Annotated in this window: 27 protein-coding genes; 8 read left to right on the top strand and 19 right to left on the bottom strand. The window is 65.4% G+C overall.

What is annotated here, in order from left to right; genetic code table 11:
* From A5736_RS12825 to A5736_RS12800, 6 genes are all read right to left on the bottom strand, one after another.
* A partial coding sequence (locus tag A5736_RS12825; RefSeq protein WP_076246567.1) for a virulence factor Mce family protein occupies positions 1-1064 on the bottom strand: 1064 nt, incomplete at its 3' end.
* Positions 1061-2092: an MCE family protein gene (locus A5736_RS12820; protein ID WP_076246565.1), complete on the bottom strand. Its 1032-nt coding sequence runs from the start codon at positions 2090-2092 to the stop codon at positions 1061-1063. The genes A5736_RS12825 and A5736_RS12820, both read right to left, overlap by 4 nt.
* Positions 2089-3303 (bottom strand): MCE family protein, encoded by a 1215-nt coding sequence (locus A5736_RS12815; RefSeq protein WP_076246563.1) that lies wholly within the window; start codon positions 3301-3303, stop codon positions 2089-2091. Before A5736_RS12815 ends, A5736_RS12820 begins: the two co-directional genes overlap by 4 nt.
* 5 nt (positions 3304-3308) lie before the next feature.
* Positions 3309-4178: an ABC transporter permease gene (locus A5736_RS12810; RefSeq protein ID WP_076126606.1), complete on the bottom strand. Its 870-nt coding sequence runs from the start codon at positions 4176-4178 to the stop codon at positions 3309-3311.
* A 1-nt stretch (position 4179) separates the two neighbouring features.
* Positions 4180-4977, bottom strand: a complete 798-nt coding sequence (locus A5736_RS12805) for an ABC transporter permease (RefSeq protein ID WP_076126603.1) — start codon at positions 4975-4977, stop codon at positions 4180-4182.
* Positions 4974-5690 (bottom strand): FadR/GntR family transcriptional regulator, encoded by a 717-nt coding sequence (locus A5736_RS12800; protein WP_076246561.1) that lies wholly within the window; start codon positions 5688-5690, stop codon positions 4974-4976. Before A5736_RS12800 ends, A5736_RS12805 begins: the two co-directional genes overlap by 4 nt.
* A 166-nt stretch (positions 5691-5856) precedes the next feature.
* Here A5736_RS12800 and A5736_RS12795 point away from each other — a divergent pair, with 166 nt between their 5' ends.
* Complete coding sequence (locus A5736_RS12795) at positions 5857-6177, top strand: hypothetical protein (protein ID WP_076126598.1); 321 nt, start codon at positions 5857-5859, stop codon at positions 6175-6177.
* Positions 6178-6281: 104 nt separating this feature from the next.
* Here the strand turns inward: A5736_RS12795 and A5736_RS12790 are convergent, their stop codons facing one another.
* Positions 6282-7223: a class I SAM-dependent methyltransferase gene (locus tag A5736_RS12790; protein ID WP_076246559.1), complete on the bottom strand. Its 942-nt coding sequence runs from the start codon at positions 7221-7223 to the stop codon at positions 6282-6284.
* Between the two features lie 2 nt (positions 7224-7225).
* Positions 7226-8176 (bottom strand): class I SAM-dependent methyltransferase, encoded by a 951-nt coding sequence (locus A5736_RS12785; RefSeq protein ID WP_076246582.1) that lies wholly within the window; start codon positions 8174-8176, stop codon positions 7226-7228.
* 120 nt (positions 8177-8296) lie between these two features.
* Between A5736_RS12785 and A5736_RS12780 the strand changes: the two genes are divergently transcribed.
* The 3 genes from A5736_RS12780 (at position 8297) to A5736_RS12770 (ending at position 11999) form a co-directional block, all read left to right on the top strand.
* Positions 8297-10678, top strand: a complete 2382-nt coding sequence (locus A5736_RS12780) for a lysylphosphatidylglycerol synthase transmembrane domain-containing protein (protein WP_076246558.1) — start codon at positions 8297-8299, stop codon at positions 10676-10678.
* 82 nt (positions 10679-10760) lie between these two features.
* A complete protein-coding gene (locus tag A5736_RS12775; RefSeq protein WP_076246556.1) occupies positions 10761-11426 on the top strand; it encodes an LpqN/LpqT family lipoprotein in 666 nt (221 codons plus the stop codon).
* 90 nt (positions 11427-11516) lie between these two features.
* Positions 11517-11999 (top strand): hypothetical protein, encoded by a 483-nt coding sequence (locus A5736_RS12770; RefSeq protein ID WP_076123975.1) that lies wholly within the window; start codon positions 11517-11519, stop codon positions 11997-11999.
* Positions 12000-12006: 7 nt separating this feature from the next.
* Here the strand turns inward: A5736_RS12770 and A5736_RS12765 are convergent, their stop codons facing one another.
* The 5 genes from A5736_RS12765 to A5736_RS12745 form a co-directional block, all read right to left on the bottom strand.
* The gene (locus tag A5736_RS12765; protein WP_076246554.1) at positions 12007-12768 is read right to left on the bottom strand and encodes a Mut7-C RNAse domain-containing protein; all 762 of its coding nucleotides are present in this window, start codon (positions 12766-12768) and stop codon (positions 12007-12009) included.
* A complete protein-coding gene (locus A5736_RS12760; RefSeq protein WP_076246552.1) occupies positions 12769-13866 on the bottom strand; it encodes a galactokinase in 1098 nt (365 codons plus the stop codon).
* The gene (galT, locus tag A5736_RS12755; protein ID WP_254848352.1) at positions 13863-14900 is read right to left on the bottom strand and encodes a galactose-1-phosphate uridylyltransferase; all 1038 of its coding nucleotides are present in this window, start codon (positions 14898-14900) and stop codon (positions 13863-13865) included. The genes A5736_RS12760 and galT overlap by 4 nt, the downstream gene beginning before the upstream one ends.
* A 16-nt stretch (positions 14901-14916) precedes the next feature.
* On the bottom strand, positions 14917-15777 hold the full coding sequence (locus A5736_RS12750; RefSeq protein WP_083667390.1) for an adenylate/guanylate cyclase domain-containing protein: 861 nt from the start codon (positions 15775-15777) through the stop codon (positions 14917-14919).
* 101 nt (positions 15778-15878) lie between these two features.
* A complete protein-coding gene (locus tag A5736_RS12745) occupies positions 15879-17321 on the bottom strand; it encodes an amidase (RefSeq protein ID WP_076246548.1) in 1443 nt (480 codons plus the stop codon).
* Between the two features lie 80 nt (positions 17322-17401).
* Here A5736_RS12745 and A5736_RS12740 point away from each other — a divergent pair, with 80 nt between their 5' ends.
* The gene (locus A5736_RS12740; RefSeq protein WP_076246546.1) at positions 17402-18724 is read left to right on the top strand and encodes a hypothetical protein; all 1323 of its coding nucleotides are present in this window, start codon (positions 17402-17404) and stop codon (positions 18722-18724) included.
* Between the two features lie 13 nt (positions 18725-18737).
* Here A5736_RS12740 and A5736_RS12735 read toward each other — a convergent pair whose 3' ends face one another.
* The 4 genes from A5736_RS12735 to A5736_RS12715 form a co-directional block, all read right to left on the bottom strand.
* A complete protein-coding gene (locus A5736_RS12735; RefSeq protein ID WP_139333291.1) occupies positions 18738-18974 on the bottom strand; it encodes a hypothetical protein in 237 nt (78 codons plus the stop codon).
* Positions 18971-19309, bottom strand: coding sequence for a hypothetical protein (locus A5736_RS12730; protein ID WP_254848351.1), 339 nt, complete (start codon positions 19307-19309; stop codon positions 18971-18973). The genes A5736_RS12735 and A5736_RS12730 overlap by 4 nt, the downstream gene beginning before the upstream one ends.
* A 115-nt stretch (positions 19310-19424) precedes the next feature.
* Positions 19425-20624, bottom strand: a complete 1200-nt coding sequence (locus tag A5736_RS25640) for a hypothetical protein (protein WP_083667384.1) — start codon at positions 20622-20624, stop codon at positions 19425-19427.
* A gap of 2 nt (positions 20625-20626) precedes the next feature.
* Complete coding sequence (locus tag A5736_RS12715; RefSeq protein WP_076246540.1) at positions 20627-20926, bottom strand: hypothetical protein; 300 nt, start codon at positions 20924-20926, stop codon at positions 20627-20629.
* A 364-nt stretch (positions 20927-21290) separates the two neighbouring features.
* Here A5736_RS12715 and A5736_RS12705 point away from each other — a divergent pair, with 364 nt between their 5' ends.
* The 3 genes from A5736_RS12705 to A5736_RS12695 all read left to right on the top strand — a co-directional run bounded on the left by A5736_RS12705 (position 21291) and on the right by A5736_RS12695 (position 23016).
* Positions 21291-21800 (top strand): hypothetical protein, encoded by a 510-nt coding sequence (locus A5736_RS12705; RefSeq protein WP_076246538.1) that lies wholly within the window; start codon positions 21291-21293, stop codon positions 21798-21800.
* 96 nt (positions 21801-21896) lie between these two features.
* The gene (locus A5736_RS12700) at positions 21897-22679 is read left to right on the top strand and encodes a hypothetical protein (protein ID WP_076246536.1); all 783 of its coding nucleotides are present in this window, start codon (positions 21897-21899) and stop codon (positions 22677-22679) included.
* Positions 22680-22719: 40 nt separating this feature from the next.
* Positions 22720-23016 (top strand): hypothetical protein, encoded by a 297-nt coding sequence (locus A5736_RS12695; RefSeq protein ID WP_076246534.1) that lies wholly within the window; start codon positions 22720-22722, stop codon positions 23014-23016.
* Between the two features lie 28 nt (positions 23017-23044).
* Here the strand turns inward: A5736_RS12695 and A5736_RS12690 are convergent, their stop codons facing one another.
* Positions 23045-23620, bottom strand: coding sequence for a hypothetical protein (locus A5736_RS12690; protein ID WP_076246532.1), 576 nt, complete (start codon positions 23618-23620; stop codon positions 23045-23047).
* Positions 23601-25529, bottom strand: a complete 1929-nt coding sequence (locus tag A5736_RS12685; protein WP_076246530.1) for an alpha/beta hydrolase — start codon at positions 25527-25529, stop codon at positions 23601-23603. The genes A5736_RS12690 and A5736_RS12685 overlap by 20 nt, the downstream gene beginning before the upstream one ends.
* Between the last annotated feature and the right edge of the window lie 25 nt (positions 25530-25554).

The raw sequence follows: 25554 nt of genomic DNA, 5'->3' as shown, positions 1-25554 counted from the left end.
GGGAACCGGGTACCGTTCGGGTCGGGCCACCGGAACTCGGGCAGCCCGGCACTGCGCCAGAAGTTCTCCGGGTCGATGCCCCGCTTCTTGAACGCCGCGTCGACCCACGGCTGAAGGACTTGGTAGGGAAGCAGATTCGCGACCATCGCCTTGAAGTACGGCCCGGACGCGACGGCCTCGGTCAGGGACGCGGTGTATCTGCTGAGCAGTATCAGCACGTCGGCCAGGTCGTTCTTGCGCTTGACCAGTTCGTCGCTGACCGTGCCCAACTGCTGCAGCACATGGTTGAGGTTGGGGTTTTCCTTGAAAAGTCCGGACACCTGGGCTGACACGTCAGAGACATTGCTCAGCAAAATGCTCAGCGCCTGGCTGCGCTGCTTGAACGAGGCAAGCAGCGTGTTGGCATTGACCAGCAGCCCGTTGAACTGGCCGCTGCGGTCACCCAGCACCCGTGCGATCTTGTTGGTGTTGGCCAGCAGTTGCTTGAGCTGCTCGCCGCGCTTGCCGATGGTGTCCGAGAATGCCCTGACCCCGTCGAGGGCTGCACTGAGATGCGGAGCGGTCTGATCGAAGGTCTCGGACAACACCTTCAGCGAACGTTTAGTGGCCTCGATGTCCCAGCCCTTCGCCGCCTTGGTGGCATCGACGAATGCGTCGTAGACCTGGTATGGCGTGGTTGTTTGCGCCAACGGAAGGAAACCGTTGGGCCGCAACGGCTCTGAACCACGCGGTTCGATCTCCATATTCTTGCGGCCGAGAATGGTCTCGGTGCGAATCGCTACCCGGCTTTGCGTCCCGACCGTCCTGCCATCCAGCGTGAATCCGACCGCTACCCGGTTGCCGCGGATCGCCAGCGAGCGCACCAGACCGACGTCCACCCCGGAGATTTCCACCTTGTCGCCCGTATTGATGCCGCCGGTGTCGGTGAATTCCGCGTAGTAGGTGGGCGTGGCGAACAACATCGGCACACTTGTAAAGGTCTGTCCCACACCGATGATGAGCAGCGTGACCACCACGCCCATCAGGCCCACGCGGCCGCGGTTGGATTCCGTCAGCGTCCTCATTGCGGCGTGCACCTCCCGGTGGGCTGCCCAAAGAGCTTGATGGTGCGTACCGGACCGCCGGGCTGCAATCCATTGACTTTCAACGAGATGTCGCACAGGTAGAAGTTGAAGAAGTCGCCATAGGTGCCGCCGGCGCGGCCGATGATCCGGTACGCGCCGGGCAGCTTGCGCAACACGTCGTCCAGAGTCGGCAGATCGTGTATCAGCGACTGCTGGATGCCCTCCAGGCGTCCGAATGTGCTGTGCAGCAAGGGCCGGTCCTCCCCCAGCAGGTCGGCCAGGGTTCCCGCGGCGCCACTGATATGGGCGACCGCCGCCGCCAGCGGATCGGCCCTGTTCTTCAGCCCGGTGATCAACACCTCCAACTTGTCGACCGTCGTGTCGAACTCCTTTTCATGCTTGACGGCCGTCGCCAGCACGGTGTTCAAGTTGTTGACTATCTCACCAATCGCCTGATCCTTGTCGGCCAACGTTGCGGTAAGCGAGGCGGTTTGGTCGAGGATGTCGTTGATGGTGGCGCCCTGTCCTTGGAAGACGGTGATGATCGCCTGGGCTAGCCTGTTGACCTTGTCCGGGTCCAGCGCCTTGAAGAGCGGACGAAATCCACCGATCAAAGCGTCCAGATCCAAGGCCGGCTGCGTGTGCTCGAGCGGGATGGTGCCGCCCGGGGACAGCGGCCAGCCGCTGTCCCCGCGCTTGAGCTCCAAGTAGCGGTCGCCGATCAGGTTGAGGTAGCGAATCGACGCGGTCGTCGCCTTGTCCAACGACAACGAGTCATCGACCGTGAACGCCACCAAAACCCGTCTGTCCCCGTCGATCAGTGTCACCTTGGAAACCTTGCCGACCTCCACGCCCGCCGCGCGGACGAACTGCCCGGCACGCAGCCCGCTCGCGTTGGAGAACACCGCGGAATAGCCGGTGGTGCGATCGAAGCGCACTTGGCCGAACACGACGATGATCACGACGGTGAACACGAGCAAAACCAACCACACGATGCCGAGTTTGAGTGCCGTGCCAGTGGTTTTCATGGGTTGATCGTGTTCTCCCCGTATTGACGTCCCCAGACGTATTCACCGAACAATGGCTGGCCCAGCTCGAGGTGGTTGTACGGCGCGAGGTTGGCGCCGGTGTCCATCACCAGATAGGGCGCCGGCCACAAATCCCGGGTGATCGTCTGCCAGCAGCCCGGCCGCCCCCCGGGCCCGCCGTGGGCGTTCACCCGGGGCAGATTGTCCGGATAGACATAGGGATTGGGCGCGGGCAGCAGCGTTCCGTATGCCGCCAGCGAATAGCCGTTGCCGCCGGCAGCGTTCAGGATCAGCGGCGCGGCGTCGTGAAAGTTGCGGGTTGTGCAGAACAGCTCGGGGCTGTAGGTGTCGAGCAGCTCGGCGGTGGGGACGAGGTCGGCCGCGCCCCGCACCAGATACGGCCCGCCCCTGGCGAAGATGTCCTCACCGGTCTTGCCCGCGGCCGCCGCCGCCAACAACGCGGCATCCAGTTCCCCCTGCTGCCTGGTCAGTGTGCGGGCGGTGGTCAACGCGTTCTGCAGAAAGCCCCACAGATCCGGCGAAGCACGCGTGTAAACCTCACCGAGATCCGCCAACCGCCGCACGTCGTAGCCGAGCCGCTCGACCCGCGGATTCAAGTGCTGCAGAATCTGATTGCCGTTGACCAGCGACTCTCCGAAGCCCCCGCCCAGCCCGTCCAGCGCCTGCGCCAGCGCCGAGAGCGTCGCGTTGAGTTCGATCGGATCCACCTTCTCGGCGATCGAGGTGATCGACTCGAACAGGGTGTTGAACTCGGTGGTCACCGACCGTACGTCGATGACATCGCGCGGCGAGATCCGTTGGGGTAGCGGATTTTCCGGTGAGGACAACGCCACATACTTGTTGCCGAACAGGGTGGCCGCCTCGATGGTCGCCACCACGTTGGCCGGAATCAGCTTGACGAACTCCGGGTTCACCTCCAACCCCAGCTTTGCCGCGGGGCCGCGATCACGCTCGATCTCCGTAATGCTGGCCACCCGGCCGATCGCGACCCCGTTGAATGTGACTTTCGCTCCCGGTTCCATCACCAGCCCCGCCCGCGAAGCCACCATGGTCAGCTCGGTCTTCGGGGTGAAGTCCCCGCGAAACTGCATGTACACCAACACCAGAACCAACGCGGCGACTACCAACAAGACCACACCCTCCACATACAGGAGGACCCGTCGACTCTTCCGCGTCAGCTGCGTCGTCATGGGTGTCACACCGTGAGATTGAAGTTCGGGTCGACGCCGTAGAGCGCCAACTCGGCCAGCAGGACAACCACCACCACCGAGACCAGAGAAAACCGCATCGATCGCCCGACGGCCTGGCCGACACCGACCGGTCCACCGCTGGCGGTGTAGCCGTAGTAGCAATGGGTGATCATCACGACCACCGCGATGATGACGACCTGCACCACCGACCAGCCCACGTCCTCGGGGCGCAGGAACGTGCGGAAGTAGTGCTCATACGTGCCGTTCGACTGTCCATAGAGGATCGTCGTGACGACCTGCCCCGACGTGAAGGCCATGTCGAGGGCCAGCGCGTACAGCGGCACGATTACCACCAGCCCGCCCAGAATCCGAGTGGAGACCAGAAACGAAATCGACTTGATGCCCATGACTTCCAGCGCGTCGATCTCCTCGCTGATCCGCATGGCACCCAACTGGGCGGTGGCGCCGGCGCCGACCGTCGCGGCCAGCGCGACACCCGAGACGATGGGGGCGGCGACCCGCGTATTGGCCAGTGCCGCAAAGAATCCGGTGAACGCCTCGACGCCGATGTTGCCCAGCGACGCGAAGCCCTGGATGGCGATCAGCGAGCTGCCGGACAGTGTCACGAAGCCGATGATCGCGACCGTGCCGCCGATCACGGCCATCGCGCCGGTGCCCATGCCGATCTCCGCGATCAGGCGCAGCGTCTCCCGGCGGTAGCGGTGCAGCGCCCAGCCGATCTGCATGACGCTGATCCGGGTGAACCTCGCGAAAGTCCCGATCCGTTCCAGCCGTCGGGCCGCGCCCCCGCCGTAGCGGTTGAGGTTGGCGGCCGTCCGCGGGTAGCGCGCGCGGAGTATGACTCGCGTCGACACGTCAGCGCCCCGTTCCGAACCGCACGCCGATGGTGGTCAGCACCACGTTGACCGCGAACAGCGCGATCACGCACAACACCAGCGTTTCGTTGACAGCGGTGCCGACGCCTTTGGGACCGCCCTTGGTGGTGAGGCCGCGATAACACCCGACCAGGCCGGCGATCGCTCCGAACGTGGCGGACTTGACCACCGAGATGACCACCTCGGGTAAGCCGGTGACGAGAGTGAGGGTGCCGACGTAGGCGCCGGCCGAAATGTGTTGGATGAAAACACCGAAGACGAAACCGCCGACGAGGCCGATCGTGATCACCGCGCCATTCAGCAGCGTGGCAACGATGGTTGCGGCGACGACGCGGGGCACCACCAGCCGATGGATGGGGTCGATGCCGAGCACCTCCATCGCGTCGATCTCCTCGCGGATGGTGCGGGCGCCCAGATCGGCGCAGATGGCTGTGGCGCCGGCGCCGGCGATCACCAGCACGGTGGTCAGCGGGCCCAGCTGTGTGACCGCGCCGAGCGCCGCGCCCGCGCCTGAGATGTCGGCGGCGCCGAACTCGGCCAACAAGATGTTGAGCGTGAAGATGATGAGGACGGTCAGCGGAATCGAGACGGCGAGGGTCGGCAGTAACGAGACACTCGTGATGAACCAGCCCTGCTCGATGGTTTCCCGCCACTGGAACGGACGGCGAAACAGCGCCTTACCGGTGAGCACGCAGGTCCGATAGAACCCGCCGACCGCGTCGACCCCGGGCTGGAGCTGGCTACGGAGATACGTGGTGATGACGGTGGCGGTGCTCATCGCCGTTTCCCCCGGCGGTCGAGTTCGGCTAGCACCCTGGCGTTCGCTCGTTCGAGTAAGTCGCGGGCGGCTTTCTTGGCGCCCGCGGCATCACCGGCGCAGATCGTATCGGCCAATTTCCGATACTCCTCGGGCCATTTGCCGTCGGCGGACGCAGGGAGGGCGGCTAATGCGGGTTCGTACGCGGCGCGAAATGCGTTGTACATCAACCGGAATACGATCGAACCCGCGCCGTCCACGACATGGTCCCAGAAGGTGAACGGCAGGCCTTGCCACGCAACGGGATCTTTCTCGGTCTCGAAGGCGCGCAGCGCTTCTTCGAGCGATTCGGCCAACTCCGGTCCGCGGCGCTCGGCTGCCAGCTCCGCGACCTTTGGACCGATGCGTAGCCGGGCATCGAGGATGCTCCGGAAAACGGCGAGGTCGAGCTGGCCATCGCGAAACACCAACTGGGGCAACAGGTCAAGGCCGGCATGCCTCCGGAAGTCACGCACGGTGGTTACGCCGCCCTGGCGTACCTCGACCAGTCTCGCCGCCGAAAGCCGCTTGAGGGCCTCGCGGACCGCGGGCCGGGACACGCCGAAGACCTCTGCCAACCGCCGCTCGCTGGGCAAGGCCTCCCCGGGCTGCATCTCGCCGCTGAGCACATCGGTCGCGATTTGCTCGAAAACCTCTTCAGGCACCGATCGGCGGATTACCGGCTGCAGCGCCATGCCGGTCAGTCTGGCTGGCTGGAGGTCTGACGTCAAGTGGTCAGACCACTAGCGTGTCGTCCGTCGTTTAGCGTGGCGCCGCGAGGGTAGTGCCTCAGCGATGACTACGGATCAACCAGGCGGTGGCAAGCGGATACGGCGGACGGACGTATCACGCCTGCCATTCATGGCCGGGATCCTGCTGGGCATTTCCGGCTTGAACAGTTTGTTGGAGGGCCTGTACACCATCGACTATTGGCAGGGCTGGCTCTTCGTCGCCCTCGGGATCATTGTCGCGGGCACCGCCGCGATGCTGGTCTTCCGTGTGCCCGGCGCTCCGATCGTTGCCCTCGTAGCGGCGTGCGCATCGCTGATTATCTCCGCCGTATGGGTGGCGACCTATCACTGGTTCAATCTCGCGGCAATCGGCCTTGACCTCGTGGCGATTTACGCCCTCGCCCGGACAAAACTCCGCTTACGGATGGGCAGGGATCCGCTCCGGACGTAATTCCGCCGCGATCCCTCCGCGATGGCGCACCGAACGTGCGGCTAGCCGCACAGTCGAGACCGAACGTGCGTCCAGCCGCACGTTCGGCTACCGGCCGCCAGCTCCTACGTCCGTTGCGCGGCCACGAACAGGTTTCCCGGCATGGTGTCCGCGACCTCTTCGGGGGCGCTGCGCCCATAGCCCGCCATCAGCTCGTCGGACGGCGTGACCGTCACGTCCCAGTCGTGGCGCCGGAACCAGTCGCCGACGTCTTCGCGCTCCTCGAAGTAGAACAACTCCTCGTTGTTGGGAATCTCGCGCTGCGGGTCTACTTCGGTCATCACGGCACGGATTCGCTCCATCCGTGCCCGACGCTTCGCGCGGAGCTCCGGATCGTGAAACCGGGGGCCCAGCGCCTCCACCGCGACGCGGCTGCCACCGACGGCCAGCGCGTCGACGCGGTCGAAGAGCATGTCCTGGGCCGCTGCGGGGAGATAGGGCATCAACCCTTCGGCCGACCAGGCGCTGGGCGCCGAGGCGTCAAAACCCGCCTGGCGCAACGCCGCCGGCCAGTCCTGACGCAGGTCCACCGGGACGGCGACGCGGCTGCAGGCGGGCTGTGCCCCGTGCTCGGCCAAGGTCGCCGATTTGAACTCCAGCACCCGGGGCTGGTCGAGCTCGTAGACCGTGACGCCGTCCGGCCACGGTAGCCGCCAGGCCCGGGAGTCCAGACCCGCCGCAAGGATGACCGCCTGGCGGATGCCCGCGCCCGTCGCGTCGACGAAGAACTCGTCGAAAAAGGCTGTGCGGCATGCCATGTAGCCGACCATCGCCTGCATCTGCAGCCGCACCTCAGGTTCGGCATCGAGGAGCTTGGAGGGCAGCTGCGACGCGGAGTACCAATTCCACAGTCCGTCGCCGGCCGCGTCGAGGAACACTCGCGCGAACGGGTCGCGGATCATCGGGTTGTCGCTCTCGGTTTCCGCCGCGCGCGCGGACGCCACCCCCAGCGCGGTCGCGCCCACGCTCTCGGTGATCTCCCAGGTGTCGTTGTCGGTTCTGGCCACGCTCAGTTCCCTTTCGCCCGCTCGGCCGCCACGAACAGGGTCCGCGGGGCGGCGCCTTCGATGTGCCGCGGCGGCGTCCGGTCATAGCGCGCCAACAGCTCCTCGGCCGGAGTCACCGTCACGTCCCAGCCGTGGCGGCGCAACCAGGCGTCGACTTCCTCGCGTTCCTCCAGGTACCACAGGTCTTGGACCTCGGGGATCTCCCGCTCGGGCTCGAGTTTGGCCATCAGCTCCCGCACGCGTTGCATCGTCTCGCGCCGCTTTGCGATGGCGTCCGCGTCGAGGAAGTCGGGGCCGGGTGCCTCCACCGCGATCCGGCTGCCGGCGGCACCGAGCGCCTGAACGCGCTCGAAGAGCAGCTCCTGCGCCGCGGCCGGCAAGAACGGCAACAGGCCCTCGGCCGACCAGGCGCTGGGCGCGGAAGCGTCGAAACCGGCCTGCTGCAACGCCGCCGGCCAATCGTGACGCAGGTCCACCGGCACGTGCACCACGTTGCACTTCGGCTGGGCACCGCTGTCGTGCAACGTCGACGACTTGAATTCCAGCACCCGGGGCTGGTCGAGCTCGTAGACCGTGACACCGTCGGGCCAGGGCAGCCGCCACCCCCGCGAGTCCAAACCCGCCGCCAGGATCACCACCTGACGCACGCCCGCCCGGGCCGCATCGAGAAAGAACTGGTCGAAAAACAAGGTCCGCGCGGCCATGTAGCCGACCATCCCCTGCATGCGCGGCTCGAGGTCGGGTTCGGCCTCGGTGATCTCGGCGGGCAGGTCCGGTGCGACGAACCAGTTCCACATGCCGTCCCCGGCGGCGTCGAGGAACACCCGCGCAAACGGGTCGCTGATCAGCGGGTTCTCACTCTCGGTTTCGGCCGCGCGGGCCGCCGCGACGCCCAGCGCCGTCGCGCCCACGCTCTCGGTGATGTCCCAGGTGTCGTTGTCGGTTCTCGTCACGCTCACGTCCTCCAATTTGCTAGCACGCCTACATAGCGACCCTACGCGCGCTGCGTGTGAGCGAGCTGTACGTCAGGTTCTCCCCCGCTGACCCGGAGGTATCCGGTTAAGTTGTGGGACATGCGGGTTGACGGACGTGATATCAGCGTCTCGGGCGACTTGCTGCAACCACTGACCCGACGGACTAACGACATCCTGCGGCTGGGCGCCACCGTGGTGTTCTTCGGGATCGTCATCGCCGGTTCGTTGATCACCCGCCCGCAGTGGGTGGCGCTGGAGAAGTCGATCTCCGAGATCGTCGGCGTGCTGACACCCACCCAATCCGATCTGGTCTACCTGGCGTACGGCATCGCGATACTGGTGCTGCCGTTCGCGATCCTGATCGGGTTGATTGCCGCACGGCAATGGAAACTGCTCGGCGCCTATGCGGCCGCGGGGCTGTTGGCCGTTCTTCCGCTGTCGATCGGCGGCAACGGCATCGCGGCGCCCCGATGGCACTTCGACCTGACCGATCGACCCCAAACCGTGTTGGCCCAGATCCTGGACGACCCACGGTGGATCGGCCTGCTCGCGGCGGTGCTGACCGTGTCGGGTCCCTGGCTTCCCGCGCGCTGGCGACGTTGGTGGTGGGCGCTGCTGCTGGCATTCGTGCCGATCCACCTGTTCATCAGTGCGATAGTCCCCGCCCGCTCCCTGCTGGGACTGGCGGTGGGATGGTTCGTCGGCGCGCTGGTGGTTCTGGTCGTCGGCACGCCCGCTCTGGAGGTGCCGCTGGACGGTACCGCGCGTGCGCTGGCCAAACGCGGTTGCGTGGTCACCCGATTGAACGTGATCCAGCCGGCCGGACAAGGGCCGCTCGTTCTTAGCGCAACATGTCAGGATTCCGATTCCGACACCGCCGTTGTCGAGTTGTACGGCCCGCATCAGCGCAGCGGTGGTGCATTGCGCCAATTGTGGTGGAAGCTAAGGCTGCGCGGCTCCGAGACCGCACCCTTTCAGACCTCGATGCGCCGCATCGTCGAGCACCGCGCATTGATGGCCATCGCCATCGGTGAAGTGGGAGTTGCCAACACGGCGCCGATTGCGGTCGCCGAACTCGACCGCGGCTGGATCATGTACGCGCACCGGCCGGTGCAAGGGCTTCCCCTCGTCGAATGCGCCTCCGCGACACCGGTCGCCGCGGTGTGGGAGTCGCTGAAAACCCTGCAGGGACAGCAGATTTCGCACGGCAATTTGCGCGGCGACGAGATCACGGTGCGCGACGGCACCGTGTTCTTCGGGGGATTCGGCAGCGCCGAATACGGCGCCACCGAGGCGCAATTGCAGTCCGACGTCGCACAACTTCTGGTGACGTCGTCGGCGCTGTACGACCCGAAGTCCGCGGTGGCGGCCGCGATCGACGTGTTCGGCAAAGACGCCGTCTTGACCGCCTCCCGCCGGCTCACCAAAGCCGCTGTGCCGAAACGTGTTCGACAGTCGATCGCCGACGCCGGCGCGGTCATCTCCGCCGCCAAGGCGGAGGTCCAGCGGCAAACCGGTGCCGATCAGATCCAAGCGGCGACCATCACCCGGTTCAGCCGCAGCCAGTTCATTCAACTGGTGCTGCTGGGCGCGCTCGTCTACGTCGCGTATCCCTTCATCAGCACCGTGCCGACGTTCTTCCACGAACTTCGGAACGCGAACTGGTGGTGGGCGGTGCTGGGCTTGATGGTGTCGGCGCTGACCTACGTGGGAGCGGCGGCCGCACTGTGGGCAAGCGCCGACGAATCGGTGAACTTCTGGAAGCTGTCGATCGCGCAGGTGGCCAACACTTTTGCCGCGACCACCACCCCGGCCGGCGTCGGCGGGCTGGCCCTTAGCACACGGTACTTGCAGAAGGGGGGCGGGCTGCCCGCAGTGCGGGCCACCACCGCCGTGGCACTGCAGCAATCCGTGCAGGTGATCATGCACCTGGTCTTGCTGGTCTTGTTCAGCACCGCCGCGGGCGCGTCGATGGACCTCAAGCATTTCGTTCCGGATGCGACGGTGCTGTACCTGATCGCGGGTGTGGCGCTAGGCCTTCTCGGCACATTTCTCTTCGTACCCAGGTTACGGCGCTGGCTGGCGACGGACTTGCGTCCCAAGCTGAAGGAGGTAGTCGGCGACCTGGTCGACGTTGCCCGCCAACCGAAACGACTTGCGCTGATCGTACTCGGTTGCGCCGGAACGACTCTCGGTGCGGCGCTGGCGCTGTGGGCAAGTGTCGAGGCTTTCGGCGGCGGCGCGACGTTCGTCACCTGCACCGTGGTGACGATGGTCGGGGGAACGCTCGCCTCGGCCGCGCCGACACCCGGCGGCGTCGGCGCCGTGGAAGCGGCATTGATCGGTGGTCTGGCCGCCTTCGGCGTGCCCGCGGCCGTCGGCGTCCCGTCGGTTCTGCTGTATCGGGTGCTCACCTGCTGGGTGCCGGTCTTCGTCGGCTGGCCGGTGATGCGGTGGCTGACCGCAAACGAGATGGTCTAGCAACGTTTTGGCGCGACTTCGGCTAGTCTCAATCCGCGCGGCTGGCGCTGGTGCCGGCCCCAATTTTCGGGAGAGTTGATTGATGAAACACTTGACCGCAGCAACCATTACCGTGGCGCTGATTGTGGCGCTGGTGGGTTGCGGATCCAACAACAAGACATCGACATCAACATCGACGAGCACGTCGACGTCGACGAGCACGACGACAACCAGCGCGACGTCTTCCGGGCAGGCCCACAAGTCCATCGCCGACTACTTCAACGAGAACCACATCACGCAGAGCCCCGTTCGCCGAGGCGATCCGGGCTCCCCCACGATCAGTCTGCCGATGCCCCCGGGCTGGCAGGTAGCCAACGAAAGCAGCGCCTCCTACGGCACCATCGCCTTCTCGCAGCCGTCGGATCCTTCCGACCCGCCGACGATCTCGGCGCTCGTCGCCAAGCTGGACGGTAACGCCGACCCCGCGAAGATCATCCAGTACGCGCCGGGCGAGGTGCAGAATCTGCCGGGTGCCCAGGTCTCCGGCGACGGGTCCGCTTCCACCCTCAGCGGCTTTCAGGCGTGGCAGATCAGCGGCACCTACGTCAAGGACGGCAAGACCCGTTTTGTCGGACAGAAGACCGTGGTGATTCCCGGCCAGGGCGCCCTCTTCGTGCTGCAGCTCAACGCCGACGCACTCGCCACCGACAAGGCAACGTTGATCGACGGGATGAACATCGTCGACGACCAAACCACCATCTCCGTCTGAGTCGCTAGCCGGATCGCGCCGCGGAGACGAACACGCTCCGCGGCGCGCCGGCGTGTTCCCCCGGACCCCGATTGGTCCTACGGTGTTGGCATGGCAGAACAGTCGCCCGCGATAGACGTCGGGCACCCACCGTCGGCTCTACTTCGCATCGTCAACCCGATGCTGCGCTCGCTGCTGCGCACCCCGCTGGCCGGGTCCGCGCGCAAGCAGCTGATGGTGTTGACCTTCACCGGACGAAAGACCGGGAAACCGTACTCACTTCCGGTGAGCGCCCACCTGATTGACAACGACCTCTACGCGCTGACCGGCGCGCCCTGGAAGCAGAACTTCCGCGGCGGCGCCACCGCCGAGGTCGTCTACGACGGCAAGACGACCGCGATGCGCGGTGAGCTCATCCGGGACCGCGCCGTCGTCTCCGACCTGTACCTGCGCTGCGCCCAGGCCTACGGCGTCCAGCGCGCGCAGCGCATGATCGGATTGAAATTTCGCGACCAGCGCATCCCGACCCTCGACGAATTCGCCGAGGCCGTCGACCGGATGCACCTGGGAGCGGTCCGGCTGACTCCCGCATAGGCGCCGATCAAAGTTGCCCGCGCAGCCGTTCGACGAGGCCGAGCAACTTTGCGTGATGCGACCCGGCCCAGTAGATGCGACCACATCCCGCGCAGCGGCTGAATTCCTCGTAGTACTGGGCGGTCAACGGCTCGAGCTGGTCGATCACGTCGCGCTTGTCGACCGCCTGCAATGCGCCGTTGCAGTGCAGGCAGCGGGTGAGCGGCGCCAGCCGTTCGCGTAGGTCCAGTCGCCGCATCACCTCGACGGCCTGTTGCTCGGGATCCTGCGAGTGGACGAACAGGCCATGCGTGATCGCCCGGCGCTTCAGCAGGCCGCGATCGCGGGTCAGCAGGATTCGCTGCTCGTCCAGGCTGATTCGGGCCAGAGCCGCGTCGTCGGCGTCGCTCGACCACCACGCGTCGAAGCCGAGGACGCGAAGCAGCCGCGCGAGCCGGCCGAGGTTCACATCGACGACGAATCGCGGATCGCGCAACGGCACCGGCCGGAGCCTGGCGGTCGACGCGACGTCGAGCGCCTCGAACATCGGGTATGCGGCGATCCGGTCGCCGGCCGTGGGCCGGTGGTCGAAGTCGACCGGATCGCCGTTGAGCAGGATGAGGTCAATCTCGGTGTGCGGAATGCCCATTGCCTCCAGCACGTCCTTGACGGTCTGGTGGGAACGGAACGGGCGGCGCACGGTGGCGCCGCGAAGCTCGGGCGCCAGGAAGTCGTTCAGTTCGGCGTACGCCCGGACCTCGACGTAGCCGACTTCCGGTGGTTCGGTCACCTACTCGGGCCCCGCGCCCGCGGCGGCATGGGTTCTGGTGATCACCGGCCGCTCAAACCCGGCGTCGCACACGGCCCGTCGCACTGCCTCGCCGACGGACTCCACGCGCTCGGTAGGCACCAGGGCGATCACGCAGCCCCCGAACCCGCCGCCGGTCATCCGAGCACCCAGGGCGCCCGCGCCGACCGCGGAATCAGCGATCAGGTCGATGTGCTCGGTGGTGATTTCGAAGTCGTCGCGCATGGAGGCGTGCGAGGCGGTGAAGATCCGACCGGCTTCGGCGAAGTCCGAATCACCCAGGGCGCCAACAAAATCGGTCACCCGGCGGTTCTCGGTGAGCACGTGACGGGCACGACGGGCGTCCGTCGGGTCGGTCACTCTCGCCAGAACCGACGGCCCCCGATCCTGCAGATCGCGCAGTGACGACACGCCCAGATCGGCCGCCGCACGCTCGCAGGAGGCGCGCCGGTCCGCGTAGTCGCCGCCGGCGTGACGGTGGCGTGCCCGGGAGTCGATCAGCAGCAGCGCGACGCCACGGCTGTCGGGGTCGAAGGCCACCGGTTCGACGGTGACGTCGCGGAAGTCGATCAGCAGCGCCGTGGCCGGCCGTCCGAATAGCGAGGCCAGCTGGTCAAGCAAACCCGTTGGGGCGCCGACATATTCGTTTTCAGCGCGCTGGGCCAGCCGCGCCTGCTCCGTTGCGTCGATGCGCACACCGGCGGCCGCCGCGATCGCGCCGAGGGTTGCGCATTCCAATGCTGCCGAGGACGAGAGGCCCGAGCCCATCTCGACGTCGCTGGTGATCGATATCGCGCCGCCGGGCACCGGGTGACCGGCCTCCCGCAGCGCCCACATCACCCCGGCCACGTAGCCGGCCCAGCCGGTCACGCCGCCGGGAGCGGTGTCGACTGGAATGCGCACCGAGCCGTCCGCGCGATCGCTCCCCACGGTGATCGCGTCGCCGCCGTCGGGGAGGAAGGTCACCAGGGTGCGTTGCGGGAGCGCGATCGGCAATGCGAACCCGAGGTTGTAGTCGGTGTGTTCCCCGATCAGGTTGATCCGCCCGGGAGCGGCGTACCGCACGCTCGAGTCGCTCATCGGCCGAGCTCCCGTAGCCGCTGGGCCACGGCTTCGGGCGTGACGTCGCCGATGAACGCGTCCATCGCCGATTCGGAGGCCGCCAGGTACTTCAGCTTGGTGGCGCTACGCCGGATCGACATCAGCTCGACATGAAAGTAGCCGTCGGCCTGTTCGTCCGTGTCGGCGAACTGGTGCAGCGCCGAAATATATGGCAGCGGAGCCGAATACATTCGGTCGAACCGGCCCAGCACGTCGAGGTAGATCTGGGCGAATCCGTTCAGTTCGTCCTCGTCGAGGTCGACGAGGTTGCGCACGAACCTGTTCGGGTAGATGTGCACCTCTACCGGCCAGCGCGCCGCGAACGGCACGAACGCCGTGAACAGCTCGGTGTGCGCGATGACGCGGCTGCCGTCGGCGACCTCGCGCGCCAGTAGGTCGGCAAAGAGGTTGCCGCCGTGGCGCATTCGATGTTCGCCGGCCTGGCCGAGCATGGCAGCGGTGCGCGGCGTCAGGTAGGGGTAGCCGTAGATCTGACCGTGGGGATGGGTCAGCGTCACCCCGATCTCCTCGCCGCGGTTCTCGAAACAGAACACCTGCTCGATACCCGGCTGTGCGATCAAATCGGCCGTGCGGTGCCGCCACGCGTCCACGACGAGCCGGGCATGCGGCGGTTGCAGCTCCGGGAACGACCCGGTGTGGTCGCTGGAAAAGCAGATCACCTCGCAGCGCCCGTACGCGGGAGCGGAGACGAAGCCGTCACCAGCGGGGGGCACCGGCGCCGGCTCACCGGCTGAGGCGCCCGACAGGCTCGGGAAGCGGTTCTCGAAGACGACGACGTCGTAGTCGGGGGCGGGCACCTCGCTGGTGAGCCCGGTCGGGCCCGGACACAGCGGGCACTGGTCCGGCGGCGGCTTGTAGGTGCGGTCTTGGCGTAGCGCCGCGATGATCACCCACTGTCCGGTCGAGCGGTCGAACCGCAACTGCGACTGGTCGGGGTCGCGCGGCGGCAGCGGCCTGCGGTCTTCGACCGGGGCCGGTCGGTGTCCGGGCAGCGAAAAGAAAAGCAGGTCACGGCCGTCGGCCAGCTTGGCCCGCGTCGGCGCTGTCACGACGTTGAAGACTAGCTTGGCCGCCGCGCGAGGCCGAATCCAGAACGAAGGCATCGATCGGCCGGTCGTGCCCGCGCAGGTTGAGTCGCCGCCGCGGCGCCATTCCCACCAGCTCGTCGGCCACTCCGGATGCGACGAGCAACTCCCCGCCGGCGGCGTGTTGTTGCATCCGGGCCGACACGTTGACCGGATCACCGAGGGCGGTGAAATCGACCACCGCGCCCCCGACGTTGCCGACGTATGCGACCCCCGCATTGACCGCTACGCCTAGCTTCAGCCAAGGCCCCTCGTCGCTGCCGTAGCCGACCGCTTTGATCAGCTCCATCGCGGCCAGAACCGCACGCCGGCGGTACTGCGGACCGCTGATGCCCCGAACAAAGAACGCCATGATCTCGTCGCCGATGAGTTTGTCAATCACCGCGTCATGCCGCAGAAGGGTCTGTGTCGCAACGACGTAGAACCGGTTGAGCAACGCGGCGAAATCTGCGGCAACCGCGTGCTGGCCCAGCGCGGTGGAGCCGCGAACGTCGGCGAACAACACCGCGATATCCACCTCGGCGCCACCCGGGGGGAGCACATCACAACAACGACTGCACAAGTTGGGGTTCTTGCGCGACGGGCGGAACCCGGCCGCGGCGAAAGCATGGCCGATCAGGCCGCCGAACGGGTTGTTGCATAGCTTGCAACGTGGGGCCGAGGGCAGGTAGCGAAACACCCGCCGCGCGCTCACCAAAGGCGCGTGACCTTCGGTTAATACCTTGTCCCACCGCTGCTCCGGGGCCACCTGCGCGGTCTGGCGGGCGATCTTGCCGTCAATCATGGTGAAATAGTCCACCCCGACGCAATTTCGACACATGAGGCATCCGCCTCAAATGGGATCGCCGGGCCCCGGTGCCGGCGAAGTTGATCTCTGCTCCAACGTCACGGGATCGGCGGGTGGTGGGATGCCCAGGGATGGGCCGATTCCAGTTGGGCCGCAACGCGAATGAGAACATCTTCGCGTCCATAGGCGGCGGCGAGCTGGATGCCGATGGGTAGGCCATCGCCGTTACGGTGCAGCGGAAGGCTGATCGCCGGCTGCCCGCTCATGTTGAACGGCGGTGTGAACGCGGCGAATTGGCCCGCGCGGCGCATCGGCGCGGTCGGCTGCTCGGGATTGTTCTCGAATTCAGTCAGCGGCAGCGGCGGCTCCGCCAGTGTCGGGCTGAGCAGCAGGTCCCAGCCCTGGGCCCACCACCCCTGCACCGCCCTGCGGAACGCCCATCCCGCCGCTTGGGCGTCGGCGTAGTCGACGGCGGTCAACCGCTGCGCCTGCTGGACCAGTACCCAGTTCACCGGCTCGATGTCGTCGGCCGTCATTTCACGCCCGAGCGTTTCGCCGAATCCGCGGGCCGCCATGGCCATCTGCGTCGCCCACAGCGCCATGAACTTCTCGACCAATGACGTATCCGCGAGGCACGCCGGCCAGGCGGGCTCGACGATGTGGCCGAGCCCCTCCAGCATCGACGCCGCCGCCCGCACCGCCGCGACGCAATCCGGATGCAGGAAGTCACCGCGCGGATGGACGTCGAGCAGCCCGATGCGCAACCGGCCCGGATCGGCGCCGACCTCCGTGGCGTACGGCCGCTCGGGCGCCGGCGCGATCACGCTGTCGCCGACACCGGGACCGTGCACCGCGTCGAGCAGGCTCGCCGTATCGCGGACCGTGCGGCTGACGCACAGTTCGACCCCCAGCCCCGCCTCGGTGCGCAGCGGCCCGGCCGTGGTCCGTCCCTGGCTCGGCTTGAGTCCCACCAGCCCGCAGCACGACGCCGGGATCCGGATGCTGCCACCGCCGTCCGAGGCGTTGGCGAACGGCACCATCCCGGCGGCCACGGCCGCGGCGGCGCCCCCGCTCGACCCGCCCGGCGTGCGATCCAGCGCCCACGGATTGCGCGTCGGCCCCCAGGCCAACGGCTGCGTGGTCGGCAGGCTGCCCATCTCTGGGCTATTCGTCCGCCCCGCGATGACCAGCCCGGCCGCCTTGAACCGGGCCACCAGCGTCGTGTCCGCGGTGTCGATCTTCCCCGCTTGTTTGAGCGCAACGTTGCCGTTCGACAGGGTCTGACCGGCGAAACTCGTGTAGAGGTCCTTGAGCAGAAACGGGACGCCGCGGAACGGCCCCTGTGGCAGATCCGGATCGGCGGCCACCGACCGCGCGTGCTCGAACCACTCGATGACCACCGCGTTCAACGACGGGTTGGCTTGCTCGATCCGCTCGATCGCCGCGTCCACCAACTCACCGGCCGTGACCTCGCCTTTCGACACCAGCGCGGCCTGGTCCGTGGCATCCATCCACCGTGTCTCGTCGGCAAGTTTGCTCATGGCTCTTGGTCTATCACGTGTGATCAATACCGCTGTGCAGGAGTCGCGGTTGCACCCGCCCGGCTTTACGCTCGTTGGTTATGCCCGGAGGCAAGGTCGCCCTCGCCGTGCCCGGCATCTGTCTTGCCGTCGCCGCGTGTTCGGCGACGGTGTCGCCGCCCCCGTTCACGCCGACCACCTCGTCGACGACGTCTCACACGACGACCGCCAGCGCGGCGCCCCCGCCAGCCCCGATAACTGGTCCGTTGGAAAAGGATTGGAAAAGCTACGGCGGTACCGCCTACTTCGGGTGTCCCGAAAGGTTCTCGGTCGCCAAATCGGCACTCGAGGACATCCGCCCCAAGGTCTTCGACACCAAAACCGGACAGTATGTAGCACCTGCTGTCCCCACGGTGCCCGCGGGTGAGAATCTCACCGGCGCGATCTGCGCGCTGACGGGCGTCGCCGACGACATGAAGGTCGTCTACCTGGTAACCACCGTCAAGCCGGCCCAAGCGCCCGCCCCCGAAGTCACCAAGACGACCGCGTATGCCTTCGATTTCAAGTCCGGCCAGCCGCTGGCCACCAAGGAGCTGCAGCCGCCCACCCCTGACCTGAGATTGACCGCACCGAACGGATGGGGGCTCGGCGCAATGGCATCCGGGGTGGCGTGGGTGAACGCGTTCACCGACGGCCGCGCCGCGACGTCACCACCGCGGACCGTAATCCTCTCCGGCGCAGACCTTTCCGCGACGTGGAACGACCCGCAGGCCGCCCGGGCCTGGCAGGACATTCTGGCGTTCCAGCGGAACACGATCGAGGGTAAGACGACGGGAGCCGAGCTGCGCCGGCCGAACGGAGAAGCGATATACCAGGACAACGATGTCGTGTCCGTCGATGCCGAATTATCCGATGGCCCAGACAAACTCGTGAAGATGACGCGCCAGGACTCCCCCACCGCCGTGTCGACCCTGTTCTTCGACCTGAACTCCAAGACCGTGATCAAGGTCGGCGATTCCGACCGGATCTCCGGCGGTGGCCTGGCGACGACGCTGTCGGACGGGAAATTGTTCGTCGACGGCCGCGTCTCGGAGAATTCGCAGTTCGGCTTCGGGGTGTGGAACTTGCGAACCCAGCACTGGGACTTTCTGAAGAACCGCGACGACGCCTTGAAGCAACCGATCGCCAAGGTGGCTTTCTTCGGTGATCACCTCTACATCACCAACGTGGGCAACACGTTCTCGGTCATCGCCTTGCCCGCTCCCGACCCGGTCGCCTCGAACTGGTCGGTGCGCCCGTTCGCGCGGATCAATGGCTGGACGCTGGTCTGCCGGGGTGAGACCGCGGCGGACTCCGCCGGCGAGTGCAAGGAGATCGTGATGGTGCAGGACCAGGACGGTCACTACCCCGGTCCGTGGTTCTGAGCAGATCGAGCAGTCACTCTTCCGACCGATAGTTGACGTGGTCGTCGTCGTACTCGGGCTGTTTCCCCATGCTGGTGTGGGGATCAAGCAACGAGTGCGGCGACGCGGGGCCGGTGATCGAATTCCATTCCGGGTCCGTATAGAGGTTGATCCGGCCGTCGCGGATCCGACGGCAATACCAGTAAAAAAAGATCGTGAAGAGAGCCATCAAGGCCACCATCGCGGCCAATGCCAGAATCGCGGTCATCATGCCGGGCACGCCGCTTGCAGTGCCTGACCGGCTTGTTGGCTCTGTGCTGCGTAATCTGCATAGGCGCGCCGGAAATCCTGACTTGCTGAACTGTTGCCCGATCCGTTCTGTGACTGCGCCGGAATCGTCTTGCGCCACTCGTCGAGCATCTTGTGATCGAGATTGACTACAGCGTAGGCCTTTTCGCGTAAGCCGGCGTCATGGATCTGATCAGCGTACTGCCGCAGGTGGGCTTCTCGCGTTTGGTACGCGTCCACCAGCTGCTGCGGGTCATCGATGCTGGCCGGGATGAGATCACGCATCCGCTCATTCTCGGACTTGGAGTACTTGATCATGTCGTTGACGATCGCACAGTCCGACGACGGAGAAGGCCTGAGGCACAGCCACACTGACGCCCCAGCTATAGCTAGGACCAGCATGGCAGCGGCGGCCGCGGTGACGACGGTGCGCCTAGTTGCCACGGGTCATCACTGGTGGCGTTGGGATTCCCGTCGACCCGGCCCACCAACCGTTCTTGATGTCGATGACGCCGCCGTTGAGGTTGGGTAGGTGGATGGTGGCTTCTGGATAAACCTTGGAAACATCCATCAGTTGCCCGAGGCTGATCGGGCGCCACACGTTGGCTTGGCTCATGTCCGGCATTGTCACACCAACCGGTCCAACGGGTTCCATCACCGGAATCGTGTTGAGTTGGTACTGGTATTCCTGCCATTGCGCCTGATACCAGCGGCCGTTGATCTGCACTGCCTTCGTTATGCCGTTGAATTCCGTACCGCTGACCCGCACCCGTGATGTGCCCTGGAGGTCCCATCCCCAGGCTCTCCCCCTTTGCGGATTGTCAGATCCACCGCCCACGGATGTCACACCGGTCGATGGGCCGGTCAGCAGATCGGGCCGCACACAGGGTGGATCCGATTGATACAGCGACGGGTTTGGCAACCCATCCGGACTGTCCGCCGGGTGATTGGGATCCAAGGCCCAGTAGCCGGTGCCTGGGTGCCACCCGGGCGGCGGCGGTCCGTCCCACCTGCCGATCGGCGGATCGTGACGCGGCAATTGCGGAACTCCACCGTTCGAATCGTCGCCACCTTGCGTGTTATCCACGAGTTGGACGCCGCCATGCCCCTTGGCAGGTGCACCCGTGAAGTTCGTGGCGCCGACATCACCGGCGGCAGTAGTGATTTGACCCGACGTGTCGGTCTCCACGCCCAATAACTGGGCGGCGCGGGCGTTGATGTTCGCGGCGAAAGTCTGGGCTTGGGCTTGCCGGGCGGCCGCCTCGGCCGCATTGCGGCTGGTGCGGGTGTCGGTGACCGACAGATCCTCGCCAACTCGGAAGCCCGCCCGCTGGGCATCTTCGACGGCGTACAACGCCTGTCGTTGCGCGGCGCTGATGTTGCTGGCCCCGGTCCGCGCAATCCGCGCGGCGTTGCGTAACTGATCGGCTTTGGCGCTCACCGTTTTCAGGTCACCAGCGGCGCGGGTGCGCAGCGCGTCGCCGCCCTCACCGTCCCACCCCATCGTGTGGGACTGGTTGCGGATTTGTGTGAAGGCGTCCTCCCACTGGTCGGCGGCTGTCGTCCAATAGGTGGCGGCGTTGATCAGGTGGTCGGTGTCCCACGCTTGCAGCTGCGACAGCGTCGGTGGCATCGCTACACCATCACTACTGGCGGCGCGACACCCCCGAGCTGGCTTTGCCCGGCGGCGTCCTGACCGGTGTAGCCTGACGCGGCGGCCGCGACCCCTGCCGCGGTGTCTTGGATGCGGGCCGCGCACGCTGCCGCGCTCACCCCGATCGCCGCATCGATAGCACTGATCGCCGCCGTGGTCGGCTGGAACGGCTGCCCCGGCGACGGCGGCGCCGTGTTCGTGAACCCGGCGCTCAACCCCTGCCATTGGGCGGCCATAGCCTGCAGCTCAGGAGGGACCACCCGCAAACCACCCGATCCCATGCGCCAAATTTTAGGGCGGTGGCGGGGTGGACGCTATTCGCCTTACGTCCAAGCGCGCTTCAGGCTCGTTCTGGGTCCTCATAGCCCCAGCTCGACGCGCACCCGGTCCTGCGCCCCCATCACATCGTGGCCCTCGATCCTGGTGGCAGGTACAGGATTCGAACCTGTGTAGGCGTAAGCCGACGGATTTACAGTCCGTCTCTCTCGACGTTTACTGGTTCAAGCTGTGTTGACTATGCGACTGAGCTCCAGGTCAGAGCGTTGGTTTTGTTGGCTGATGAAAGCTGTTGTCGATACTGCTGCGGACGGTCTGCGGACGGCGTAAGCAGGCACCAACACCAATTAAAAATTCGAGGATTCGCCGATGGCCTTTGAACCACCCCAGACAACGAGGCAACTCCGCGCCGTTGAGGTAGAGAACGTTAGGCACCCGCCCTACCTACTGAAGGCGTTGGACGAGCCCGACACTGAGTGGAGGCTGGTTGCGGAGAGGCCTCTCACCACCATGATGCCGAACCCCGACAAAACGGGATTCTTGCCACAGAGCACCGTTTTCAAGATCGAAGACGGGACCGTGAAGTATTTCAGCCCTCACGACGAAGTCCTGATCGCAAGCGTCACCGCTCGAAAGGGAGGCGACCGGCAGCAGATCCGCGAGATGGCCACCGGCCACGGCTGGCACTGGGAGTGGTTGCACGAAGCAGGCGAAGATCGGGATGAGTTCGTGCGAGGGGACTGGACCGTCGAAGTGATTTTCTACGACCAGGAGGATTCGCCCTACGAAGCGAAGCGCACCCACCCGACTCACCAAACCATGCCGGTCACGGGTCAAGTGACAACTACGGTGCTGAGCTGGCTGGCGGCAGCGACGTAGCGCTCCTAACCCCGCCGGGTTCATCGATCCATCAGACACGCAATGAGAGTTTCCTGTGCAGATCATTTTTTTGGGACCGCCTGGCAGGCTCGCGCCATGACTGGGGAGGAATACGACGCGACGGCACCAGGGCAAGCCATCAAACGATTCATCAAGTTCATGATGAGCGCAGTGGTAATCGCCATCGGCAGCGAGATGGGCGGTTATGTCACGAATGTGGTCGGGTGGCTTGTCGAGGCGAAGTCATTGCTGAACCCTGACAGGACAGCCACGGAAGCAGTCGCGGCATTTGATCGACAGCATCAAGCCGCGCTGCGTAAAGGGCTTCTTGTCATCGCATCGTGGAGTGCGTTTGAGGGTTGCGTCGAGGACTTCACCAAGGGGCTCATGCGGATGGACCCAAATCGCTTTGAACACAAGCAATTCGGGTTGAGGACCGTCGCACATGGTGACATGACATCCGAGGATGACCGCAACGACGTGTACGCATCAATCGAACGGTCAGTGAATAGAAGTACGAGAGGAATCGACCGATTCGAAGAACTCTTCGCAAAGGCCGATCTTACCGGCGATGTCTTAGCAATGATCGAGCCAGGATTCACCAATGCGCTGGCCATACGAAATGTGTGGGCGCACAACGCTGGTTATGCAGACCCCGAGTTCGTACGAACTGCAAGCGGTTTGGCCTTTGCGGTGGGCGACCTTGTGGACGTGGACTTAACGCATGTGTCCGACTGTCTGACCGCATTGATTACCTACGCGATGATCGTCGCTAACAGACACCGACAGGCTTGTGGCGTCGGACCGATGCCTATGGAGGGGAAACCGAGGGATACACCTATTGGGCGGGCATACGTGGCAAGGTACCCCACGAGTTGATCACGGCCCTGACAAGCTGAGCCATGATTCGGAGGGACCCATGACAGACACACCGCACGAGAAGCGCCAAGCCCTGCTGAACGAGGCACGCGCTCTTCGCCTCGTTCTTGCGCTCCTTCAAGGATATGAGAACCCCAGCGGCTCCATGCACTCGTGGCAGATCGTGGCAGACGAAATCGCCTCCCAGGCAGATCTGGAAGAGATCGCTATCGTGCTTGCCACCAAGTTCGCAGAGCGGATAGCAGATTCGGGATCGGAGCAAAGGCAAGCAGCCATGCGCGAACTCGACCAGGAGGTTACGCGCTTGCTCGATCTCGCAGAGCGTCACAAAGACTGACCGGCACCCTCAGCTTGCGCGCGCAGCGTCACCGTGCAGTCAATTGGCTGGTGATGTCTAGTCCGGCGCCGGGGTCGTGGTGGTGATCGTTGGTGTCCCGGCATTCGCCGTACAGGATGATTTGCCCGCGACTGTGGTCGGACGGGATGTAGCCGATATTTGCCGTCACCCCGCCTTTGTGCAGGGTGGTGCCGTGGTAGTGCTGGCCTGGTGGGGCGCCTTCACTCCACCCCTTTGACTGCATCGCGGCCCGGACGTGCTGGAAGTACGTGTCTGGCTCGCCTTGCAACACAAAGCCGATTGTCACCCTGCCCTGGTAAGGCGGGTCCCCTTGGTCGTTGCAGGAGGCAAACGAGAATCCCCCATCAACGCCCTGTAAGTCGGCAGCGGCGACGATCTGCTTGGCTGGGTCGATCACCTGGGCCTTGGTCTGCTCGTCGGTGAGTGGATGGGCGGAATCATCAAAGGGGTTCGATGAACCCGAGGAATGCGGTTTCGGAAACACCAGCCCACAGCCTCCTAACAAGATGACGGCAGCCACTATCAGGGCAAGCCGTGCTTGCCGTGGCCAGAAGTGCCGCGCCTCAGTGATGGTGTTGGTCATCGAAGACATGATCGTCGGTGATCGATCCTGGCGCGCGCTGCCACTCCGGGTCCATGACGAGGCCAGGGAAACTAGGACCGACCGGACCCAGACCAGGAATGTTGACCTGGCCTGGCTTGTATCGGTGTTGGGCCGTCATGCCGTCGGCTTCCAGCGCGTCGCCGTGGCCAGAGGTGATGTCGGCCATGCTGTGCAGGGATTCGCTTCCGGGATGGTAGTAGTACGAGTGGTCGTGGGGGTTGATGCCGTCGGAACCGGGTACCTCGGCGCGGAATCGCACCGATCCGAATCCGTCGGCGGCGGGGTCGGTGCCCAGGCCGGGGTCCATGCCGAGTACCTCGCCGGGTATGTTGCCGCCGAAGTAGTGCTTCGCGAGGCCATTTGTCTCCCCGATCATGCCGACCGGATCGGTCGAGGCGTCCCCCACATACACGTGCCCGCCGTCGAGATGAAAGTCAGAAGCATCGTGGGCCAGATCGGTTCCTGGACAGCCGAGTAGCACCGCATCGTTGGCGTGCATGTGGCTTTGGGCGAAGGCGTCTGCCACCGTCGTTGAGCCATAGGAGTGGCCCAGCACGGTGACGTGTTGGCCGCCGCCAAGGTGGGTTGCCCACAGCCCGTTGACGTCTTGCGCCAAGGCCTGCCCGCCGGTTCGGGCCAGTGCCGGTGTGGAGATCCGCTGGGTATCGCTGAAGGCGTCGGGTGCGTCGTATCCCATCCAGGCGATCACCGCTGTGGGATTGTTCGGGTCGGCGGCGTTGGCCTGCCCATAGAGATTCAGCGCGTCGTTGAAGCCGCTGTGCAGCCACCCACCTTTCACGCTGCTGCTGGTGCCCGGCACGATCACCGCAGTGTTCTTCGCGAGGTCCGGGTTACCGATGGCTACCGCAGCACGCCCCTTTCCGCCGAACGCCAGCGGATCGTAAGCGAATAGATACACCGGGTTGTGCCCATGATCGGCGTCGTGATCGAGGCCCTGCTGGGTCTGATCGGCGTTCTGGTAGCGGGTGATGTCCGTAGCGGACAGACCGTACTTCCCTGGATCACGCAGCACGTCATCGACCGACACACCGTTGCGACTGGCGATGTCACGCACTCGATTGAGGTCCTGTGTCATCACCGCGATATTGGCGTCACTGCGGGCGAGGATCGGGACACCGTTGAGATTGCCGACCTGATCGGGGTGCTCAGCAATGAGCCGCTGCCGCTCCTCGGGCGTCAACGAGGTCCACCACTTGTTGACGTCTTCGGCGCTGGTGCCCGGCGGCGGGATCTGAGGTGTCGCATCCAACGCTTGGAGAAGGTCCGACTCGTATCCGTCGGTGCGCAGGGTGGCTGTTGCTCTTTGTAGGTACTCCGAGTAACCATCGCGTAGCGATCCCACCTGGCCCAGCGTGGATTTGGTGTCGTCGATGGCTTCTTGTTCAAGCTGAGTAATCAGCGCATCGAGCGCTGACCGGTCGGCGGCGGTGAGTTTGGGGTTCTTTTCGGCCTCCACGGCTTGACCGATTTCGTTGTCAAGCTGCTGTAGTTGACCTTCCAGGGTCGAGATCAGCACCGCGCCGGTGCTTTGCGCTTGGGCCAAGGTCGCAGCGATGTTCTCCAGGTCGACCCCGATCTTGGGCAGCCGTTCGGACTGCGCACCAAGCGATTTGGTGACCCGCTGCACTTCGGCGGAGTCGTTGATCGGGTTCTCGCCGTTGTCCCGATTCCAGGACGCCTCGAAGCGGCGGCGGGCTTGATCGAAGGCAGCGCTGGACTCGGCAGTGCACCGGCCCGCAGCATGAAACGCCTCAGCCAAATCGGAAATCTGCGCCGGGCGACCAACCTGCAGGGTTTGGTTGATCGCCCAAGGATCACCGCCAGCCTCGCCGATCAGCAGCGGGACGCTTATGTAGCGCAGCTGCATCCCACCACCCGCAGCGAACTTCGCG

Origin of the sequence: Mycobacterium sp. SP-6446 (genome assembly GCF_001954045.1) — a bacterium.
GTDB lineage: Bacteria > Actinomycetota > Actinomycetes > Mycobacteriales > Mycobacteriaceae > Mycobacterium.
Note: the sequence above shows the minus strand (reverse complement) of the source record. Positions and strands in the feature narration are given on the sequence as shown.

Excerpts from the sequence above, each read along its gene's own strand:
- A5736_RS12820 (WP_076246565.1), bottom strand. The coding sequence starts at position 2,092 with ATGAAAACCACTGGCACGGCACTCAAACTCGGCATCGTGTGGTTGGTT.
- A5736_RS12815 (WP_076246563.1), bottom strand. The coding sequence starts at position 3,303 with ATGACGACGCAGCTGACGCGGAAGAGTCGACGGGTCCTCCTGTATGTG.
- A5736_RS12805 (WP_076126603.1), bottom strand. The coding sequence starts at position 4,977 with ATGAGCACCGCCACCGTCATCACCACGTATCTCCGTAGCCAGCTCCAG.
- A5736_RS12800 (WP_076246561.1), bottom strand. The coding sequence starts at position 5,690 with ATGGCGCTGCAGCCGGTAATCCGCCGATCGGTGCCTGAAGAGGTTTTC.
- A5736_RS12795 (WP_076126598.1), top strand. The coding sequence starts at position 5,857 with ATGGCCGGGATCCTGCTGGGCATTTCCGGCTTGAACAGTTTGTTGGAG.
- A5736_RS12780 (WP_076246558.1), top strand. The coding sequence starts at position 8,297 with ATGCGGGTTGACGGACGTGATATCAGCGTCTCGGGCGACTTGCTGCAA.
- A5736_RS12775 (WP_076246556.1), top strand. The coding sequence starts at position 10,761 with ATGAAACACTTGACCGCAGCAACCATTACCGTGGCGCTGATTGTGGCG.
- A5736_RS12770 (WP_076123975.1), top strand. The coding sequence starts at position 11,517 with ATGGCAGAACAGTCGCCCGCGATAGACGTCGGGCACCCACCGTCGGCT.
- A5736_RS12760 (WP_076246552.1), bottom strand. The coding sequence starts at position 13,866 with ATGAGCGACTCGAGCGTGCGGTACGCCGCTCCCGGGCGGATCAACCTG.
- A5736_RS12750 (WP_083667390.1), bottom strand. The coding sequence starts at position 15,777 with ATGATTGACGGCAAGATCGCCCGCCAGACCGCGCAGGTGGCCCCGGAG.
- A5736_RS12745 (WP_076246548.1), bottom strand. The coding sequence starts at position 17,321 with ATGAGCAAACTTGCCGACGAGACACGGTGGATGGATGCCACGGACCAG.
- A5736_RS12740 (WP_076246546.1), top strand. The coding sequence starts at position 17,402 with ATGCCCGGAGGCAAGGTCGCCCTCGCCGTGCCCGGCATCTGTCTTGCC.
- A5736_RS12735 (WP_139333291.1), bottom strand. The coding sequence starts at position 18,974 with ATGATGACCGCGATTCTGGCATTGGCCGCGATGGTGGCCTTGATGGCT.
- A5736_RS12730 (WP_254848351.1), bottom strand. The coding sequence starts at position 19,309 with ATGATCAAGTACTCCAAGTCCGAGAATGAGCGGATGCGTGATCTCATC.
- A5736_RS25640 (WP_083667384.1), bottom strand. The coding sequence starts at position 20,624 with ATGCCACCGACGCTGTCGCAGCTGCAAGCGTGGGACACCGACCACCTG.
- A5736_RS12715 (WP_076246540.1), bottom strand. The coding sequence starts at position 20,926 with ATGGGATCGGGTGGTTTGCGGGTGGTCCCTCCTGAGCTGCAGGCTATG.
- A5736_RS12705 (WP_076246538.1), top strand. The coding sequence starts at position 21,291 with ATGGCCTTTGAACCACCCCAGACAACGAGGCAACTCCGCGCCGTTGAG.
- A5736_RS12700 (WP_076246536.1), top strand. The coding sequence starts at position 21,897 with ATGACTGGGGAGGAATACGACGCGACGGCACCAGGGCAAGCCATCAAA.
- A5736_RS12695 (WP_076246534.1), top strand. The coding sequence starts at position 22,720 with ATGACAGACACACCGCACGAGAAGCGCCAAGCCCTGCTGAACGAGGCA.
- A5736_RS12690 (WP_076246532.1), bottom strand. The coding sequence starts at position 23,620 with ATGACCAACACCATCACTGAGGCGCGGCACTTCTGGCCACGGCAAGCA.
- A5736_RS12685 (WP_076246530.1), bottom strand. The coding sequence starts at position 25,529 with ATGCAGCTGCGCTACATAAGCGTCCCGCTGCTGATCGGCGAGGCTGGC.